Raw genomic sequence first — 18,967 nt, 5'->3', positions numbered from 1 at the left:
ACGCGTTTTCTTTACGCGAACCGGGATCCACTTCGCTCGAAAACGCTTTGTGCAACAGGCAATGCCAACATGGCGCAGACCATGGTCCGATGCCGCGAAATCAGGGAGTCCGACGTCGATGCCGTCGCGGACCTGCTGACGCGCGGCTTCGGCCGGTCCCGCGCCTATTGGATGCAGGGCCTGCGACGCCAGGCACTTCGCAGCGTGCCCGAGGGCTATCCCCGCTTCGGCTACATGCTCGACAATGACGGCGCGCCGGTCGGCGTGCTGCTGCTGCTCTACACGGTGCGCAAGGAGAGTAGCGAGACCGCCATCCAGTGCAATCTGTCGAGCTGGTATGTCGAGCCCGCCTTCCGCAACTACGCAACGATGCTGACGAGGGTCGCGCAGCGGCACAAGGACGTCACCTATCTCAATATCAGCCCGGCGACCAAGACCTGGCCGATCATCGAGACGCAGGGCTTTCAATCCTATTGTCGCGGATTGTTCTTCTCGTTCCCGCTGCTGTCACGCGCCGCGACCGACGTCGCGATCGAAATCGTCCCGGCCGATGTGACGCGGATCGAGGACGTTTCGGTGGCGGAAGTCGAATTGCTCACGCGTCATGCCCGCTATGGCTGCCTGAGCCTGGTGTGCCGGACGCCGCAAGGTACCTTTCCGTTCATCCTGCAGCCGATGCGCATCCGCCGCGGCTGGATCGCGCCGCCGGTGATGCAGCTGATCTATTGCCGCGACATCGCCGACTACGTCGGCTGCGCCCGCGCCATCGGCCGCATCGTGCTGCAGCATGGCAAGATCTCGGTGAGTGTCGATTCGAACGGGCCCATCGAAGGGCTCGCAGGTGTCTACACCGAGGCGCGCGGGCGAAAGTATTTCAAGGGGCCGAAGCCGCCTCGGCTTGCCGATCTCACCGATACGGAGCTCGTGCTGTACGGGCCGTGAGGCTCGTCAATCTCCGCTGTCATGCCCCGGCTTGACCGGGGCATCCAGTACGCCGCGGCTTTCCCGTATACGACCAACGTCTCTGGAATACTGAGCGGATTCAACCGATCAAGTCGGGCGATGACAGCGAGTGTGTGGTAGAACCTCACGTCAACCGGAGCCACCCCGTGTCCACCCGCAGCCATTGGGAAAACGTCTACGCGACCAAGGGCGAGACCGAGGTGAGCTGGTTTCAGGATTCTCCAGCCATCTCGCTCGAGCTGATCAAGGCCGCCAACCCTGACCACGCAGCAGCCATCGTCGATATCGGTGGCGGCGCGTCGCGGCTTGTCGATTGCCTGCTGCAGGAGGGGTATCGCTCGCTCGCCGTGCTCGATCTGTCAGCCAATGCGCTGGAAGCAGCAAAAGCGCGGATTGGTCCCGCAGCGTCCAACGTCGACTGGATCGTGTCCGACGTCACGACGTGGCATCCGGCCCGATCCTACGACGTCTGGCACGACCGGGCGGCGTTCCATTTCCTGACCGAGCCGCACGACCGGGCGGCGTATATCGAACGCCTGCAATCGGCCATCCGCCCCGGCGGGCAGGTCATCATCGGCACCTTTGCGCTTGACGGCCCGGAGAAATGCAGCGGCCTGCCGGTGCAACGCTACGATGGCAACAGCCTGGCGACGGAGCTCGGTGCCCCGTTCGAGTTGATCGAGACGCGCAACGAGATCCACAGCACGCCCTGGAAATCGACGCAGGCGTTTCAGTTCAGCCGGTTCCGGCGAGGCTAGAGCGTTTTCGAGCGAAGTGGGCACCGGTTCGCGTAAAGAAAACGCGTCAAAACGAAAAGCCTAAGCCGCCAGCCGCACCGCGTGCGCAAAATCCCAATAGAGCTTGCGTGCCCTCGTGTAGAACGGTCCCGGCTGCAGCGCGCGATCGTCGATGCGGATCACGGGCGCGACCTTGGCAAAATTGCCTGACGAGAAGATCTCGTCGGCAGTCTGGAAGTCGGCATAGCGCAGCGTCTTCTCGACGACGGTGACGCCATCGCCCCGCAACAGCGCGATCACACGCTGGCGGGTGATGCCATTGAGGAAGGTGCCGTTCGGCGCCGGCGTGTAGACGACACCGTCCTTGGCCATGAACACGTTGGAATTGCCGAACTCCGCGACATTGCCGAGCATGTCGAGCATCAGCGCGTTCTGGAAGCCGCGCGAGGCGGCTTCCGCCAAGGCGCGCGAATTGTTCGGATAGAGACAGGCTGCCTTCGCATCGACCGGCGCACATTCGGCGGTCGGCCTGCGGAACGGAGACAGCGTGATCGCATTGCCGACCGGTTTTGGCATCGGCGCCTCGTAGATACACAGGCACCAGTTGGTGGTTTCGGGGTCGAACAGCACGCCGCCGCCCGAACCGTTTTGCGCCCAGTACATCGGTCGGATGTAGAGTTCGGCCTTGGGTGCGAAGCGCGCGATGCCCTCGCGCGCAAGCGAGAGCCAAGTGTCGGTCTCGACAACAGGCTTCAGGCCAAAATTGATCGCGGATTGATTGGCGCGGGCACAGTGACGGTCGAGGTCGGGCGCAACGCCTTCGAAGGCGCGCGCGCCGTCGAACACGACCGAGCCGAGCCAGGCGCCGTGCGTGCGCGGTCCCATGATCGGCACATTGCCCTCATGCCATTGGCCTTCGAAGAAGGTCCAGCTCGGCGAGTAGTCGATGGGCTTCTTGATGTCGGCCATCTACGGCCTCCCCTTTGAAAATTCGTCGCTGGCATAGTACCGCAATGTGGCGTCACTATTGTCCCAATTCCTAAAGGATTTGCTGCGGGGAACTTGACCTGAAGGCCTCGTTTCTGGATTGCTGCACCACACGACTTCGCGAGACATCCCGATGCCGCTCGATCCGCTGGCAAAGCGTTTGTTGACCATGATGGCCGCGGCTGTGCCCGCCGGGCGAACCCGGCCGAGCGTCGAGGCACGGCGCCAGTCGCTGGCAAAGCTGATGCAGTTTGCGCGCGCCGAGGCGCCTGATGTGGTGACTTCGGACGGCACCCTACCCGGCCCCGGGGGCGAGCTGGCCTACCGGCTCTATGAGCCCGCCGATGCGGCAGCCGCAGCGCCGGGCTTCGTGTTCTTTCACGGCGGCGGGCTGGTCGCAGGCAGTGTCCAGACCCACGACCGGATCGCAGCGGCCCTGGCCCATGCAACCGGCTGCCGCCTCATCTCCGTCGACTACCGGCTCGCGCCCGAGCACAAATTTCCCGCGGCGATCGACGACGCGATCGCCGCGACGGAATGGGTGGCGCGGCAGGCATCAGCGCTCGGCATCGATGCGGACAGGCTGGTGGTCGGCGGCGATTCTGCCGGCGCCACGCTGGCGGCCGTCGTGTGCCAGGAGGCGGCACAGAACGCCGGGCTCTCCATCGTCGCGCAATGCCTGATCTGCCCCGTGCTGGATTTCGAGGAGACCTCGCCCTCGCGCGAGGCGTTCGCCGAGGGGCATCTGATCGACCGCGTCACGATCGAAGCCGATCTTGCCGACTATCTGCCTGATGGCTGTGACGCCGCCGATCCCCGCATCTCGCCGCTGCGCGCGACGCGGCTCGCCGGTCTGCCGCCGGCGATCATCCACACCGCCGAATTCGATCCAATGCGCGACGAGGGCAACGCCTATGCGCGAAAGCTGCTGGCGGCGGGCGTCGTCGTCGAGCACGTCTGCCATGACGGCATGGTTCACAATTTCCACGCCATGGGCGCGATCCTGCCGCAGGCGCAGCTCGTGCTGTCACAGATCGGTGAGCAGGTCCGGCGCGCGGTCAGTTCGTGATCGCTGCTTCGCAATTGACTTAAATTTTAGCTAATTCGGCAGCATTCGTTAGGGTTACTTCGTCGATCTCTAGACGAATTATTGCCGGCTTTACCACCCGCCTCTAACACGAAGACGACGGCCAACGCATACCGAAAAGTGCGGCCCGTCGACGCGGAGGTGGACGATGCGCAACGAAACAATCGCTATTCACGCCGGCTACGAGCCCGAAGCCACCACGCACGCGGTCGCCGTTCCGATCTACCAGACCGCAGCTTACGCGTTCGACAGCGCCGACCATGGCGCCGCCCTCTTCAATCTCGAAGCCGAAGGCTATCGCTACAGCCGCATCGCCAATCCGACCTCTGCAGTGCTCGAAAAGCGCATTGCCGAGCTCGAAGGCGGCGTCGGCGCGCTCGCGGTTGCGACCGGACAGGCCGCGCTGCATTTCGCTTTCGTCAACGTCGCCGATCACGGCGGCAACATCGTCTCCGTGCCGCAGCTCTACGGCACCACGCACACCCTGCTCTCCCACATCCTGCCGCGCCAGGGCATCGTCGGCCGCTTCGCCGATAGCGACAAGCCTGAGGCGATCGAAAAACTGATCGACGAGAACACGCGCGCGGTGTTCGCCGAGACCATCGGCAATCCCGCCGGCAATGTCTGCGACATCGAGGCGCTGGCTAGAATCGCGCACGCGCATGGCGTGCCGCTGATCGTCGACAACACCGTGGCAACCCCGATCCTGATGAAGCCGTTCGACTACGGCGCCGACATATCAGTGCATTCGCTGACCAAATTTCTGGGCGGCCATGGCACGACGCTCGGCGGCGCCATCGTCGATTCCGGCAACTTCCCCTGGGCCAACCACGCCGATCGATTCCCGGCCTACAACAAGCCCGATGCGTCCTATCACGGCCTCGTCTATGCCGAGCGTTTTGGCAAGACCGCCTTCATCGAGCGCGCCCGCAGCGTCTATCAGCGCACCATGGGCTCGGTGATGTCGCCGTTCAACGCGTTCCTGCTGCTGCAGGGCATCGAGACGGTGGCGCTGCGCATGGAGCGTCATGTCGAGAACGCGCGCAAGGTCGCCGAATTCCTCCGCGCCGATCCGCGCGTCGCCTGGGTGAACTACACCGGCTTCCCGGACAGCCCGTACCATCCGCTGGTGCAAAAATATCTCGACGGCAACGCCTCATCGCTGTTCACCTTCGGCATCAAGGGCGGCATGGAAGCCGGCAAGGCGTTCTACGACGCGCTGAAGCTGATCACGCGGCTCGTCAATATCGGCGACGCAAAGTCGCTGGCCTGTCACCCGGCATCGACCACGCATCGCCAGATGTCAGCAGAGCAGCAGCGCGCCGCCGGCGTGCTGCCGGAGACGATCCGCCTGTCCATCGGCATCGAGCACTCCGCAGATATTATCGAGGACATCGACCAGGCGCTGGCAAAAGCCTGCCCGTCAACGCGCCTCCAGGCCGCGGAGTAGACGAGCCCGCCGATGTCCATCTTGATCGACAAGGATCAGGGTGTGCTGAGCCCGGCGCTGGTGCCGGCCGCTGATGATCTCGCGCGCGACGACACGGCGCTCACCATCGGGCTGATCAACAACATGCCGGATACGGCGCTGAAGGCGACCGAGCGGCAGTTCATGAAGCTGCTGCAGGCCGCGGGCGGTTCGCGCCGCATCCGCTTCCACTGCTTTTCGCTGCCGTCGGTGAAACGCTCCCCGGAAGCGCGCTGGCATGTCGAAAGCGAGTATTCCGACCTCGCCGATCTCAAGCGCCAGAAGTTTGACGGGTTGATCGTCACCGGCGCCGAGCCGGTGACGCCAAATCTCGACCAGGAACCATACTGGCGCGATCTCACTGATATCATCGACTGGGCCAAGTCGAATACGCGTTCGACGATCTGGTCCTGCCTCGCCGCGCACGCTGCGGTGCTGCACCTCGACGGGATCGAGCGGCGGCGGCTGCCTGGCAAATGCTCCGGCATTTTCGATTGCGTACCGATCACGGCCGATCCCCTGACCCGCGCCGCGCCCGCGCCGCTCAAGGTCTCACATTCACGGCTCAACGAAGTGACGGAGAGCGATCTCACCAGGCATGGCTACGAGGTGCTGACGCGCTCGGGCCAGGCCGGCGTCGACATCTTCGTCCGGCAATATGCCAGCCGCTTCGTGTTCTTCCAGGGTCATCCGGAATATGACGCGCTGTCGCTCCAGCGCGAATATCTGCGCGACATCGGCAGGTTCCTCGCGCGTGAGCGCGAGACCTATCCGGCCGTGCCCGTCAGCTATTTTGACGCCGTAACCGAGGAGAAGCTCGCGCGCTTCGAGAAGCGGGCGAAACATCAGCGCCACCCGGCCCTCGCCGGCGAGCTGCCGGCCCTGAACCTGCGCTCCGATATCGCGGCGGGATCCGCGGCCGCCGCGATCTTCAGGAATTGGCTCGGCTTTTTGGCCGAGGACGCCGCCACGGCCGTTCCGGCGCGTTAACAGCCTCATCAACAGGCTTGTCTTGGGCGGGCCGCCATGCGACTGGCGATCAGCGCAGTCCCATGGCCGATTCCGTCACGCCGATGCCCGTTTCCTCAACCGCTCCGCTGACCGCACCGGACCAAGGCCGCGATGCGCTCTCCGCGCTGCATTCGGTGTTCGGGCTATCAGGCTTTCGCGGCGCCCAGGAACAGATCATCTCCCACGTGACCGCGGGCGGCAACTGCCTGGTGCTGATGCCAACCGGCGGCGGCAAGTCGCTGTGCTATCAGCTGCCGGCGCTGCTGCGCGAGGGCTGCGGCATCGTGGTCTCGCCTTTGATCGCGCTGATGCGCGACCAGGTCGCGGGCCTGATCGAATCCGGCGTCAACGCCGCTGCCCTGAACTCGTCGCTGACGCCGCAGGAGGCTTCCGACGTCGAGCGGCGGCTGATCGCCGGCGACCTCGATCTGCTCTACGTCGCGCCCGAGCGTCTGGTCACGCCGCGCTGCCTGTCGATGCTGGCGCAAGCCAATGTCGCGCTGTTTGCGATCGACGAGGCGCATTGCGTCTCGCAATGGGGCCATGATTTTCGTCCGGAGTATGTCGCGCTGTCTGTCATCGCCGAACGCTTTCCGGACGTGCCGCGGATCGCGCTTACCGCGACCGCCGACGAGCTGACGCGCAAGGAGATCGTCCAGCGGCTTTCGCTCACGGACGCGCCGCAATTCGTCTCCAGCTTCGACCGGCCGAACATCCGCTACGAGATCGTCGACAAGCGCAATGCGGTGTCGCAGCTCAAGGAGTTCATCCGGGAACGCCATGCGGGCGACGCCGGCGTCGTCTACTGCCTCTCCCGCAACCGTGTGGAAGAGGTCGCGTCCGCGCTCAGTGACGCCGGAATCCCGGCCCTGCCCTATCACGCCGGGCTCGACGGCAGCATTCGCTCGCGCAACCAGGATCGCTTCCTCAACGAGGACGGCATCGTCATCGTCGCGACGGTTGCGTTCGGCATGGGCATCGACAAGCCGGACGTGCGCTTCGTCGCGCATCTCGACTTGCCCAAGAGCATCGAGGCCTATTACCAGGAGACCGGGCGTGCGGGGCGCGACGGAAAACCGTCGGCGGCCTGGATGGCCTATGGTCTCCAGGACATCGTGCAGCAGCGCCGGATGATCGACGAGTCCAGCGCGTCGGACGATTTCAAGCGGGTGTCGATCGGCAAGCTCGATGCGCTGGTCGGCCTCGCCGAGACCGCGCACTGTCGGCGCAAGCGGCTGCTCGCCTACTTTGGCGAAACGTTGCAGGGCGACACTTGCGGCAATTGCGACAACTGTCTCACCCCGCCGCGCTTGCGCGACGGAAAAGTGCTGGCGCAGAAGCTGCTCTCCTGCGCCTATCGCACCGGACAACGTTTTGGCGCGATGCATCTGATCGACGTGCTGATCGGTCGGCTGACCGAGAAGGTCACGCAGTTCGGACACGACAAGCTCTCGGTGTTCGGCATCGGCCGCGAGCTCAACGAAAAGCAGTGGCGCACGGTACTGCGGCAACTGGTGGCGATGGGTCATTTGCAGAGCGACAGCGAAGCCTTTGGCGCGCTGAAGCTGACGGAGTCCTCGCGCGCGGTGTTGCGCGGTGAGACCGACATCTGGCTGCGCGAGGAGGCACCGGGCACGCGCATTCGCGCCAGCCGTGCCAAATCGCGCCGCGGTGATCTCGCGCCGGCGGCCGCCGCACCGCAGGGCGACGTCGATCCCGAACTCCGCGCGCGGTTGCGCGCCTGGCGCTCCGACATCGCACGCGAGCGCGGGGTGCCTGCCTATGTGGTGCTGCACGACGCCACCATCGACGGCATCGTGCGGGCGTGGCCGACGACGCCCGACGAGCTCCGCAACGTGCCGGGCATCGGCGACAAGAAGCTCGAGCATTATGGCGAAGAGCTGTTGCGGCTGGTGCGGACAAGGTAGTCGGCGTGCGTATTCTTTGGGAGTTGGCACCCCACTCCCTCCCACGTCATCCCGGACAAGCGTAGCTCCTGGCAACGCGGAGCGTTGTCAGGAGCGGAGCGCAGATCCGGGATCCCCGCGCGAGCGCTTGCGCTCGTCGCGATAACCGCAGGCAGGCGTTTGGCGAAGACTCGCGGTCGCCAATCTCGCGCCACAACTACTCCCTGGGGCTATGGGTCCCCTCCTTCGCCGGGACGACGGTTGAGAGGAGGCCTCAGCTCAGCCCACCTCACCCATTCCGGAACGCATACGCATAGCCGTTCAGCGCCGGCGCGCCGCCGAGATGGGCGTAGAGGATCTTTGCGCCCTTCTCGAAATGGCCCTTCTTGGCGAGATCGATCAGGCCCTGCATCGATTTGCCTTCGTAGACGGGGTCGGTGATCATGCCTTCCAGCCGCGCGGTGAGGCGGATCGCGTCCTTGGTCTCGTCCGAGGGCACGCCGTAGGCGGGATAGGCATAGTCCTCGATCAGCACCACGTCGTCGGCGACGATCTCCTTGCCGAGCTCGACCAGCTTTGCCGTGTTCTGCGCGATCGAGAGCACCTGCTCCTTGGTCTGATCAGGCGTGAAGGAGGCATCAATGCCGATCACTTTTCGCGCGCGACCGTCGGCGGCGAAGCCGACCAGCATGCCGGCGTGGGTCGAGCCGGTGACCGTGCAGACGATGATGTAGTCGAACTTGAAGCCGAGCGCCTTCTCCTGCGCGCGCACCTCTTCGGCGAAGCCGACATAGCCGAGCCCGCCATATTTGTGCACGGAGGCGCCGGCCGGAATCGCGTAAGGCTTGCCACCGGCCGCCTTCACCTCCTCGATCGCCTGCTCCCAGCTCTTGCGGATGCCGATGTCAAAACCGTCCTCGACCAGGCGCACGTCGGCGCCCATCACGCGGCTGAGGAGGATGTTGCCGACGCGGTCATAGACGGCGTCCTCATGCGGCACCCAGGCTTCCTGCACCAGGCGGCACTTCATGCCGATCTTGGCCGCCACGGCCGCGACCATGCGGGTGTGGTTGGACTGCACGCCGCCGATCGACACCAGCGTGTCGGCGTTCGAGGCGATTGCGTCGGGGATGATGTATTCGAGCTTGCGAAGCTTGTTGCCGCCATAGGCGAGGCCGGAGTTGCAGTCCTCGCGCTTGGCATAGATCTCGACATTGCCGCCGAGATGCTTTGACAGCCGCTCCAGCTTCTCGATGGGGGTCGGCCCGAAGGTGAGCGGATAGCGCGCGAATTTCTCCAGCATGCGAGGTCATCCCGATTTGGCGTTGAGGTCGGGGAAGCGACTAGCATCGGCCGGAGGAAATGTGCTTTCGAATACTGCGCACCTACTGCACCTATCGTTGCGCAATATGCGTAGATGGATATAGTTTCTTCCGAAAATTAGCCATACTACGAAAGCTTCTTCCATGTCCGCGCGACTTGACCGCACCGACCTTAAGATCTTGAGATTACTTCAGAATAACGGCCGCCTCAGCAATGCGGAGCTGGCCGAGAGGGTCGCGATCAGCCCCGCAACCTGCCATCGCCGCACCCAACGCCTGTTCGAAGACGGCTTTATTGCCTCCGTCCGCGCCATGGTCGCGCCGCGCAAGGTGGCGAAGGGCACGCTGGTGATGGTCGGCGTGGTGCTCGACCGTTCGACGCCGGAGAGCTTTGCCACCTTCGAGCAGGCGATCGCAAAGCTGAAATTCGTGCTCGACTGCCACCTCGTCGCCGGCGATTTCGACTACTTCCTGAAAATCCGCGTCGGCGACATGGAGGATTTCAACCGCATCCATGGCGAGCAGCTCATCGCGCTGCCCGGCGTGCGGCAGACCCGCACCTTCTTCGTGATGAAGGAAGTCGTCGACAACGCACCGCTGGAGTTTTGAGCGGACGCGTTTTCCAGCGAAGTGGAAACCGGTTCGCGTCAAGAAAACGCGTCAAAACAAAAATCCAGAGCTATTGATGCGCGATGCGCATCATGAGAGATTCGTCCGATGCAGCCCCTCCCCTACCGCCAGCAAAATCCTGTCGCACCGGCCTACCGGCGGGGCTGGGTGGACGAGGCGGTCGCTGCGATCGAGGCAGACCAGTGTCGCACTGCCGACACTCATCTGATCAGGCTGATCGTGCCTGTTCTCGCCGGGATCGACATCTATCTCAAAGACGAATCCACGCACCCGACCGGTAGCCTGAAGCATCGCCTCGCACGCTCGCTGTTTCTCTACGCGCTCTGCAACGGACATATTCGCGAAGGCACGCCGGTAGTCGAGGCTTCGTCGGGATCGACCGCGGTGTCGGAGGCCTATTTCGCGCAGATGATCGGCGTACCCTTCTATGCCGTGATGCCGCGTACGACATCGGCGGAGAAGATTGCCGCGATCGAGCATTATGGCGGCAATTGTCATCTGATCGACGACGGCCGCGTGCTCTATGCCGAGGCCGCTGCGCTCGCCGCGCGCCTGAACGGCCACTACATGGACCAGTTCACGTTTGCCGAGCGCGCAACCGACTGGCGCGGCAACAACAACATCGCCGAATCGATCTTCACGCAGTTGAAGGGCGAGCCGCGCCCGATCCCGGACTGGATCGTGATGGGCGCCGGCACCGGCGGCACCTCAGCGACGATCGGACGGTACTTGCGCTATCGCCAGTATCCGACGCGGCTCTGCGTCGCCGACGTCGAGCATTCCGCCTTCTTCGATTGTTTCCGCAACCAGAACCGCACGGAAGTCTGCGAGCGCCCATCCCTGATCGAGGGCGTCGGCCGTCCGCGTTGCGAGCCGTCGTTCGTGCCGGGCGTGGTCGACCGCATGATGAAGATCCCGGATGCCGCGACGATCGCGGCGATGCACGTGCTGTCGCGAAGGCTGCGGCGAGCCGTCGGCGGATCCACCGGCACCAATTTTCTGGTGCTGTGCCGGCTGGCCGCCGAGATGCGGAAGGCGAATGTGACGGGGTCGCTGGTGACGCTGATCTGCGATTCCGGCGAGCGCTACCGGCAAACCTATTACGAGCCGGCGTGGCTCAATGCGCGCGGTCTCGACCCCGCACCTTATGAGGCCGAATTGTCATCGTTCCTGGAGACGGGCACGCCTCTCAACCTCACGGTCGAGGATGTGCACAATCCACAGAGCCTGCGGAGCTCCGAGGTGTCATAGCCAGAACGCCGCCGCCGATCAGGGACGATCTCTGCTTTTTGGCCAGCGCGGGCCATCAAGGCGAGTGCAATGGAGCAAATACTCTTCGTCATTGCCCCATGCCTTGGTCTCGATGACCTCCTCCAACCCGAGTTTGTCCAAGTCTCGTTGCATCTGACCCGGCTGAGTCTCTATCCAAGGACTCGTCTGCCGCTCTATCTTGTCGATCTTCCAATCGTAGATCAGGGCAGGAGCGCCAGATACATGTCCGTGCCTCTCAAAATAGGGAAACGGATCGATCCCGATACTGACCGGTCCATGTAGCCACGTGCCAACGCCGATATCAGCGGGAGGACTCTCATCGCGATAAAGGATAAGCCCTACATCGAGAGCCCACCAATCGCTTCCGACGTGCATCACCTGGCCGACAACCTCGTACGCGTTCTCCACCAGGTGCACGAGTAAAAGGGCCTTCTTATCGAATCTCCCACATATTCGAATCGGAACCATTGGACTGAATTCAAGAGCGAATGACGAAGTCATGCCTCGCTTGAATTCACCGTAGTTTCCATCCTGGATGACCCAGCTATCGAGCCCAACGATTAGATCTGTCACCCTATCCTCGCCCATTCCTGTCAGCGATGAACACATCCTGCTTCGGAAACTTTTCGAACAGCTCCGCCGGCTGGCCAAAATTCGTCGCGAGCACGTCGACCGGATTGCCGGCGATCCATTGCGACAAATCAATCGTCTCATAGAGGCCGGCATTGAAGCCGATCAGGATGCGCGCCGGCCGGTCGCCAATGTTCTCGATGGAATGACCATAGCCCTGCGGGATGTAGCCGACGTCGCCGCGCTCGAGCTGCTCGGTGCGGAAGCGGCCGTGTGAGCCGAACAGCGTGACGCTCACGGTGCCATCGATGACGTATTGCCACTCGTCGGCGTTCGGATGCCAGTGCAGCGTGCGCAGCGCGCCCGCGTCGAGATCGAGGATGACGCCGGTGACGGTCTTCGAAATCGGGAAGCGGCTGGAATCCACCCGCCATTCGCGGCCGCCGGGATAGGTCGCATGCGGCGGCTGCGCCAGCAGCCGATATTTGTGGGTCTCCGCCGGCAGCTTCCAGCCCTGCAGCGGCACCGACGGCTCGGCCGGCGGCGGCTTGCCGCGGGCAAAATACACCTCGTCCTTCGGGAAGCTTGCGAACGCCGACTCCGGCAGGCCGAAATTTTTTGCGAGCAGCGGCGCCGGCGCGTGGCCGACCCAGTCGGTGATCGAGAACGTGCCGAACTCCGAAAAGTAGCCGTTGTCGAAGATCAGGATGAAATGGCAGGGCTTGTCGCCGAGACATTGCAGCATATGGCCATGCCCGCGCGGAAAATACCAGACGTCGCCGGGATCGAAATCGTTGGTCTCGGCAAATCCCTTGGGATCGATCACGGTGGTGCGGACGCGCCCTTCGAGAACGAAGGCCCATTCGGCGGCGGTGGCGTGCCAATGCAGCTCGCGCATCGCGCCTACCTCAAGCCGCATCGAGACGCCGGCGATGCCCTTGGAGATCGGCAACTGCGTGACGGTCGCTTCCTTGCCAAAGCTGCCGCCGATCACCTTGCCCTGCGATTTCTCCAGAGCGAACTTGAAGGTCGGCAGCTCCTTGCCCGAGAGATCGGCATCGGGGACGTTGTTCATGAAGCTGGGATCGCCGGCCACGGCAGGCTGCGAACCGGTGAGCGCTGCCAGCGTCGCGACGCCGGCGGCCGCGACCAAAAAATCCCGGCGCTGCGAATCGGACATGCCGCTCTCCCGCTGACGCTGCTTCCCTTGACCCGAAGAGACATAACACGGTCGTGTCGGCACCTCCACGCCACCCGGCGCCCGGGACATGCCTGTCACTTTAACTTCACTTGCCTTGAGCGAGACCGCAGGCGACGGTCCGCCGTTCTCAACGAGGAGACCTTGCCGTGCGTCTTCCCATTCTCGATCCAAAAGACCTGAGTGACGAGCAGAAGCCGCTCTATGACGACATGCAAACCGGCATCAAGGACCATTTCAAGGGCTTTGTGAACATGCGCGACGATGGCGCGCTGCTCGGGCCCTGGAATCCCTGGCTCCGCGAGCCGCGCTTCGGCAAGCCGGTGTGGGAGCTAGTCAAGGCGATCGCGTCGAATCCGCTATTGCCCCCGAACGTGCGTGAGGTCGCGATCCTCGTCACGGGCTCGCACTTCCGCTCCGGCTATGAGCTCTACGCGCATGTGCTGGTTGCCGAGCAGCGCGGCCTGCCGGACGACAAGCTCGCGACCATCGTCGCCGGTCAGCGGCCCGTCGACCTGACCAAGCAGGAGGCGGTGGCCTACGACATGGCCTCCGCACTGGTCAGCGGCGGCGTGCTGCCGGAATTGACCTGGCGCGCGGCGGTCAAGGAGTTTGGCGAGCATGGCGCCGCCGAACTGTCCTACCTCGTGGGCGTCTACTGCATGGTCTCGGTCACGCTGAACACATTTGACGTGCCGGTGCCGGACTAGAGCATGAACCGGAAAAGTGCGCAGCGTTTTTCCGAAGAGATCATGCTCAAACAGAGAGCTAAGGCGCGATGAGATCGCGCTTTAGCTGATACCGCGACTACTCCGCGGCCTTTGGCGCAGGCGGCGGAGGCGACCAGGCGATGCAGCGGTTGCGACCTTCGGCCTTGGCGCGATACAGCGCCTGATCCGCCGCATTCATCAACGCGTCGATGCCGGACATGCTCACCGCCGCCTCGGCAATGCCGACACTGATCGTGACGCCGAACTGTACTTGATCCGAGCGGAGCTGCAGCGCCATCACGCGCTTGCGGATGCGATCGGCAACCGTCCTGGCGCGTGACAGGCTGGTCTCCGGCAGCATCACCGCAAACTCCTCGCCGCCGATGCGGCCGACAACATCGGATTTGCGCTTGCGCTCGATACAGGCAGCCGCCACGGCCTTGATCGCATCGTCACCGGCCGCATGGCCGTAGCGATCGTTGATCGACTTGAAGTGATCGATGTCGATCATCAGGACGGAGACGGCGCGATAGTAGCGCTGGAAGCGGCTCCATTCCGCCTCGAGGCACGTGAGGAAATGCCGGCGGTTGACCAGACCCGTGAGCGGATCGGTCGTCGCCAGCGTTTCCAGCATCTGGGCTTTTTGCGTCAGGTCGGTGATATCCACATAGGTCAGCATGCGGCCGCCGTTCTGCATCGTGGTGCAGTGGGTCCGGAGCCTGCGGCCGTCAGGGGCCTGGAGGTCGCGCACATGGTTGCCCGCCTTCACCTCTTCCACACGCTTGGCCGGGAATTTGGCCGCTTCGGCCGCGCTTTGATCGGGCGCACCCATGCGTCGCGTGCGACGGACCAGCGATGCATAGGCCGGGTGCTCGGCCGCCTCGTGCTCACTGATCTCCCAGAAATCGCGCACGCGCCTATTCATGAAAGTCGCATTGAGATCGCGATCGAGCAGCAGCACGCCGTCCTCGACATTCTCCAGCGCGTCCCTAAGCAGCTTCAGCTCGTCGGAGAAGCGCACGATGTCGGTCACAGGCGTATAGGTCAGCATGCGCCCACCGTCGGGCAGCGGCGTACACTGGACGCGCACGACATCGCCATTGGTCCGGCGTACGTCGACCGGCGTCGGATCGCCCGCCTCGATCGTGCGGACGCGTGCCGCCACATGGGCATCGAGCTCGGGGTCCGGCACTTCATAGGCACCGGTGTCGCGGCCGTGGAGAAGCAACGTCATAATGGACGGATTGCTGTCGGCGACTTCGTCAGGCAGGCGCCACATCTGCCGGAACGACCGGTTGATCAGGCGCGCCCTGAGGTTGGAATCGAGCAGCACGATGCCGGTCGGCACATGATCGAGCGCGGCGCGCAGCGCCAGCATCTGGCCGCGCAGCAGCTGATCGGGCGAGCGTTCCCGATCCTCGCCGGTCGGGCGCTCGACGCTGCCCGGCTGCTCGAAGGCGACGCCGACCTGCCGTTCCGACCGCCAGACCACATGACAGGAGAGCAGATCCTGACCGGCGACCCGCAATTGGAAGTGCTCGGGCACGCCCAGGCCGCTCTCCATCTCGAGCGTCGCCCCCTGCCCCGACAACCGGCGCACGACGCAGTTGATCGAGGACTGGCCAAAATTGAAGATGATCTTCCCGGCCAGGAACGTTCGTTCCGATACCAAGCGGGACATTCGCAGTCTCCCAGGCGAAAGGAACCCAAATCTGCCTCAAAGCCCCTTGCACCGGTATAAGAAGGCAGGCGATCTCGACCGAAGGCTAACGAAGGGTTGACGCCTTCTGGCCGCGACGCCGGCGCGAAAATCCCTTCGGCATCAATGAAGCCGGTGCGGCGCGGGATGTCGTTGTCCGTAGAATTTCGGCGGGAAATCTTTACTCAAAATCCACCATGCCCACCGGTCAGTTGCGCACGGCGTAGAGCGGCGTCCGCAGCGTCGCCTGATAGGCCGGCTTTGGCATCCACGCGATCTGCGCGGTGATGCCGAACAGGCGGTTGTCGTTGTCGTCCATGCGGTCGAGGTCGAGCCGGACGATCGGCTGGGTGAAGGGCTGGAAAGGCGTCTGGTTCAGGAGTTGCGCGCCGGCGAACGACTGGATGCCGACGCGTCCGGTGAACTTCCAGTTGCTCGGCCATTGATAGTAGCCGCCGACGTAGAAGATCTTGTTGGTGCCGATACGTGCGGCCTGGCTGTTGATGTCGGTATAGGTGTGCTGCATGCCGGCAAGCCAGCCGCGCGTCTCGTCCTCGTCCAGCGCGTAGTCGAACTCCACGATGTTGTTGAACGAGGTCGTCGCACCAGGCACGTTGGGTATCGACTGGGTCACCGTCGATTGCAGCGTGACGGTCGGGATGGTGCCGCCGTTCTGCTGGTACAGATCGGCCTGAACGCCGATGTTCCAGCTCGTGATCGCCAGCGACGACCAGCCGCTGTTGCCGAGATTGATGCTGCTGCCGGACACGCCGCCATAGAGCGACACGCGATCGGTGACGTCGACGGTGAGCGGAAGATCGACGACGATCGACTGCGCCGGCGGCAGGCCGCTTGGAAACGAGGTGCCCTTCAAGGCCACAAGCGCCTCGAGCGCCGCCGAGATCGACGAGTGGCCGAAGCCGAGGCCGAGCGTTCCGGCAGGGAGCGCCGCATAGCTCGTTCGCAGGTCGAGATAGACGTTCGGGACCGACGGCTTGGCCGGCTCGTCTTCCCCGTCCTCAGCGCCGAGCGCCACAGAGGTCATCGACAGGACGCACGCCAGCGCCGCACCGGGAAGCCATGCGAGCGCCCCGGACGCCGATCTCAATGTTTGACCAGGGAGGCCACGTGATCGTCCGACAGCCTGACGGTTCGACGCCATATCCGCCCCTAGATGGAACGCAGGCGTTCCAAGCGTCAAGCCATATCCACGGCTCCTAGACTGTTGGCGCCGGCGCAGGTACCCTGATGCAACAGCGACAACGCTTGCCCGCCAAATACGTCAGCAGACCAGATAGGATGATAGCGATGAAGACGTCACGCCGCACCATGCTTGCCGGAATGGCCGGGCTTGTCGCAGCACCGCAGGCCGTCTCTGCCTTCGTACCGCCCGTCGCAGCATCCGACATGACGGTGGCTGAAGAACGCTACGCACGGATGATCGCCGCCGCCCACGCGCCTGACGTGACCTGCGCACGACAGGCAGAGCGTTACGCCGACCTCCACTGGCGCGACTATGTCGCCGCAGCGAGAGCGGTGCTGGACGCGCGCGCCTAACCCCTTCACCTCACCCCGACCCTCTCCCACACAACGGAAGAGGGCGAGCCGATCCGAACAGCCTAGCCCATCCGCTCCCATAGTTGATGGGCCAGCACGCCGGCGCGCTTCTCGATCGCGGCCGCCGCGTCCAGCGCGAGGTCCTCACGATAGCGGCCGGCGATGAGCTGCACGCCGATGGGTTTGCCGTCATGCACCGCCACCGGCACCACGGCGCCGGGCAAGCCCAGCACGTTGATCGCGGAGATGAAGCGGATCTCGCCCCAAAATATCTCCTGCACGCGCTCGGCGCTGACCGTGTCCTCGCGCGGGCCCGGCGTCGGCTTCACCGTCGTCGGCGCCAGCACGACCGGATACTCCTCGAAGAACAATTGCCAGGCGCGGATATGGCCGTTGCGCGCGGCGGTGGCGCGCATCCAGGCCTTGAGATCGAGCACATCGGCCTTGGCCTTCATGCCACCCCAGGCTTTGTGAAAGTCCTCCGAGGTCACCTTCAGCATCGCCTCTTCCTGCATCACCACCGTCTCGTTGGTGATGATGTCGCACCAGGTCTGCCAGACCCCGCTGATATCGGGCACCTCGACTTCGCTGACGCGATAGCCGGAGCGCTCCAGGTGATCGGCAGCCTGCCGCAGCGCCGCGGCGACCTGCGGATCGACGTCCATATCCTCGGGGATCTTAGCCAGCGCGACCTTGATCGGCCCCTTCGGCTTCGGCCCAACCAGGGGCGCGGGCACCCACCAGGGATCGCGCGGATCGCGCTGGCTCATCACCTCCAGCGCCAGGCGGACGTCGCCGACATGGCGCGCGAGCGGCCCCTGCGCCGACATCAGATGCGCGAGCATCGGGCGCTCAGAGGTGGCGCTCTGGTTGAATGCGGGAATGCGACCCTGCGTCGGCTTGATGGTCGCGACGCCGTTGCAATGCGCCGGCCAGCGCAGCGAGCCGCCGATGTCGTTGCCATGCGCAATGGTGCCGATGCCGGCGGCGACTGCCGCGCCTGCGCCGCCCGACGAACCTCCGCAGGTGATATCAGGATCCCACGGGTTGAGCGTGAGGCCATGCAGCGGATTGTCGGTAAAGCCGCGGAAGGAGAATTCCGGCGTGTTGGTGAGGCCGATGACGATCGCACCGGCCTTCTTCAGGTTGCGCACGACGGGCGAGTCCGACGGCGCGATGAGATCCTTGTTTGCCGGCACGCCGTTGAAATTCGGTCGGCCCTCGTAGTCGACGTTTTCCTTCACCGTGACGGGCACGCCGTGCAGCAGGCCAAGTTCGCCGCCCTTGGCGCGCTGCTTGTCCGCAGCATGCGCCGCTGCAAGCGCCTCCTCGGAGAGATCGACGACAACGGCATTGAGCTTCGGATTGACGGCGCGCATGCGCTCGAGATGAGATTCCACGGCCTCCACGGCAGAGACGGCGCCGGAGCGGATCGCCGCCGCGGTCTCGACGGCGGACCATTGCCAGATCTGTCCCTTGGGACGACGCGGCTTGGCCGCCTTGTCCGGTGCGGCCTTCTTGACCGTTGTCTTGGTTGCTTTCTTCGCCGACTTCGCTGCCGCGGTATGGCGCGATGCCTTTTTCACTACCTTCTTCTTCGTCACAGTCTTCTTCGCCACGTCGCATCCCCCAAAAATTGCGCGGCGAAGGTTATGGGGGATGCAATGATGTGTACAGGTACGATTCTGCATGGCCACTGCAACGGCGCGCCGATGCGACGAATTGTCAGCGACCAATGCGACTTTCGATTGCCAATGGGAGCAGCTTGCATGATGCTTCGGGCTTTCGCGCGCCATGGGGCGGCGTCGACGGATCATTCGATAGCGCGGGCGGCCGTCTCGGGAGCAAG

17 protein-coding genes are annotated in these 18,967 nt (G+C 64.1%); 10 read left to right on the top strand and 7 right to left on the bottom strand.

Annotated elements, in window-relative coordinates; all coding sequences use genetic code 11:
- The first annotated feature begins 69 nt into the window (after window positions 1-69).
- Window positions 70-942 (top strand): acyl-CoA acyltransferase, encoded by an 873-nt coding sequence (locus KUF59_RS03030; RefSeq protein ID WP_212460748.1) that lies wholly within the window; start codon window positions 70-72, stop codon window positions 940-942.
- A gap of 167 nt (window positions 943-1,109) precedes the next feature.
- The gene (locus KUF59_RS03025) at window positions 1,110-1,721 is read left to right on the top strand and encodes a class I SAM-dependent methyltransferase (protein WP_212460749.1); all 612 of its coding nucleotides are present in this window, start codon (window positions 1,110-1,112) and stop codon (window positions 1,719-1,721) included.
- Window positions 1,722-1,781: 60 nt separating this feature from the next.
- Here KUF59_RS03025 and KUF59_RS03020 read toward each other — a convergent pair whose 3' ends face one another.
- Window positions 1,782-2,669 (bottom strand): branched-chain amino acid aminotransferase, encoded by an 888-nt coding sequence (locus tag KUF59_RS03020; protein WP_212460750.1) that lies wholly within the window; start codon window positions 2,667-2,669, stop codon window positions 1,782-1,784.
- A gap of 151 nt (window positions 2,670-2,820) precedes the next feature.
- On the opposite strand from KUF59_RS03020, the gene KUF59_RS03015 reads away from it, so the two are divergent.
- The 4 genes from KUF59_RS03015 to recQ all read left to right on the top strand — a co-directional run bounded on the left by KUF59_RS03015 (window position 2,821) and on the right by recQ (window position 8,181).
- Window positions 2,821-3,756, top strand: a complete 936-nt coding sequence (locus KUF59_RS03015) for an alpha/beta hydrolase (protein ID WP_212460751.1) — start codon at window positions 2,821-2,823, stop codon at window positions 3,754-3,756.
- A gap of 166 nt (window positions 3,757-3,922) precedes the next feature.
- On the top strand, window positions 3,923-5,224 hold the full coding sequence (locus KUF59_RS03010) for an O-acetylhomoserine aminocarboxypropyltransferase/cysteine synthase family protein (protein WP_212460752.1): 1,302 nt from the start codon (window positions 3,923-3,925) through the stop codon (window positions 5,222-5,224).
- Window positions 5,225-5,236: 12 nt separating this feature from the next.
- Complete coding sequence (gene metA / locus KUF59_RS03005) at window positions 5,237-6,232, top strand: homoserine O-succinyltransferase MetA (protein ID WP_212460753.1); 996 nt, start codon at window positions 5,237-5,239, stop codon at window positions 6,230-6,232.
- 83 nt (window positions 6,233-6,315) lie between these two features.
- Entirely contained in the window at window positions 6,316-8,181 is a 1,866-nt protein-coding gene (gene recQ / locus KUF59_RS03000) for a DNA helicase RecQ (protein ID WP_212460781.1), read from the top strand.
- 268 nt (window positions 8,182-8,449) lie between these two features.
- On the opposite strand, the gene KUF59_RS02995 is transcribed toward recQ, so the two are convergent.
- Window positions 8,450-9,463: a 1-aminocyclopropane-1-carboxylate deaminase gene (locus tag KUF59_RS02995; RefSeq protein ID WP_212460754.1), complete on the bottom strand. Its 1,014-nt coding sequence runs from the start codon at window positions 9,461-9,463 to the stop codon at window positions 8,450-8,452.
- 163 nt (window positions 9,464-9,626) lie between these two features.
- Between KUF59_RS02995 and KUF59_RS02990 the strand changes: the two genes are divergently transcribed.
- Together KUF59_RS02990 and KUF59_RS02985 are read left to right on the top strand one after the other, a co-directional pair.
- The gene (locus KUF59_RS02990; protein WP_212460755.1) at window positions 9,627-10,091 is read left to right on the top strand and encodes an Lrp/AsnC family transcriptional regulator; all 465 of its coding nucleotides are present in this window, start codon (window positions 9,627-9,629) and stop codon (window positions 10,089-10,091) included.
- Between the two features lie 108 nt (window positions 10,092-10,199).
- The gene (locus KUF59_RS02985; protein WP_258768192.1) at window positions 10,200-11,363 is read left to right on the top strand and encodes a PLP-dependent cysteine synthase family protein; all 1,164 of its coding nucleotides are present in this window, start codon (window positions 10,200-10,202) and stop codon (window positions 11,361-11,363) included.
- An 18-nt stretch (window positions 11,364-11,381) separates the two neighbouring features.
- On the opposite strand, the gene KUF59_RS02980 is transcribed toward KUF59_RS02985, so the two are convergent.
- Both KUF59_RS02980 and KUF59_RS02975 read right to left on the bottom strand, forming a co-directional pair.
- Window positions 11,382-11,957, bottom strand: a complete 576-nt coding sequence (locus KUF59_RS02980; RefSeq protein WP_212460757.1) for a hypothetical protein — start codon at window positions 11,955-11,957, stop codon at window positions 11,382-11,384.
- A 1-nt stretch (window position 11,958) separates the two neighbouring features.
- Entirely contained in the window at window positions 11,959-13,134 is a 1,176-nt protein-coding gene (locus KUF59_RS02975) for a cupin domain-containing protein (protein ID WP_212460758.1), read from the bottom strand.
- A gap of 167 nt (window positions 13,135-13,301) precedes the next feature.
- Here KUF59_RS02975 and KUF59_RS02970 point away from each other — a divergent pair, with 167 nt between their 5' ends.
- Window positions 13,302-13,862, top strand: coding sequence for a carboxymuconolactone decarboxylase family protein (locus tag KUF59_RS02970; protein WP_212460759.1), 561 nt, complete (start codon window positions 13,302-13,304; stop codon window positions 13,860-13,862).
- 97 nt (window positions 13,863-13,959) lie between these two features.
- Here KUF59_RS02970 and KUF59_RS02965 read toward each other — a convergent pair whose 3' ends face one another.
- The gene (locus KUF59_RS02965) at window positions 13,960-15,543 is read right to left on the bottom strand and encodes a sensor domain-containing diguanylate cyclase (RefSeq protein ID WP_212460760.1); all 1,584 of its coding nucleotides are present in this window, start codon (window positions 15,541-15,543) and stop codon (window positions 13,960-13,962) included.
- 226 nt (window positions 15,544-15,769) lie between these two features.
- Window positions 15,770-16,606, bottom strand: a complete 837-nt coding sequence (locus tag KUF59_RS02960) for a hypothetical protein (RefSeq protein ID WP_212460761.1) — start codon at window positions 16,604-16,606, stop codon at window positions 15,770-15,772.
- Between the two features lie 263 nt (window positions 16,607-16,869).
- Here KUF59_RS02960 and KUF59_RS02955 point away from each other — a divergent pair, with 263 nt between their 5' ends.
- Window positions 16,870-17,118, top strand: coding sequence for a hypothetical protein (locus KUF59_RS02955; RefSeq protein ID WP_212460762.1), 249 nt, complete (start codon window positions 16,870-16,872; stop codon window positions 17,116-17,118).
- 62 nt (window positions 17,119-17,180) lie between these two features.
- On the opposite strand, the gene KUF59_RS02950 is transcribed toward KUF59_RS02955, so the two are convergent.
- Window positions 17,181-18,737 (bottom strand): amidase family protein, encoded by a 1,557-nt coding sequence (locus KUF59_RS02950; protein ID WP_212460763.1) that lies wholly within the window; start codon window positions 18,735-18,737, stop codon window positions 17,181-17,183.
- Between the last annotated feature and the right edge of the window lie 230 nt (window positions 18,738-18,967).

The sequence above is a fragment of the Bradyrhizobium arachidis genome (assembly GCF_024758505.1).
Classification (GTDB): domain Bacteria; phylum Pseudomonadota; class Alphaproteobacteria; order Rhizobiales; family Xanthobacteraceae; genus Bradyrhizobium; species Bradyrhizobium manausense_C.
Note: the sequence above shows the minus strand (reverse complement) of the source record. Positions and strands in the feature narration are given on the sequence as shown.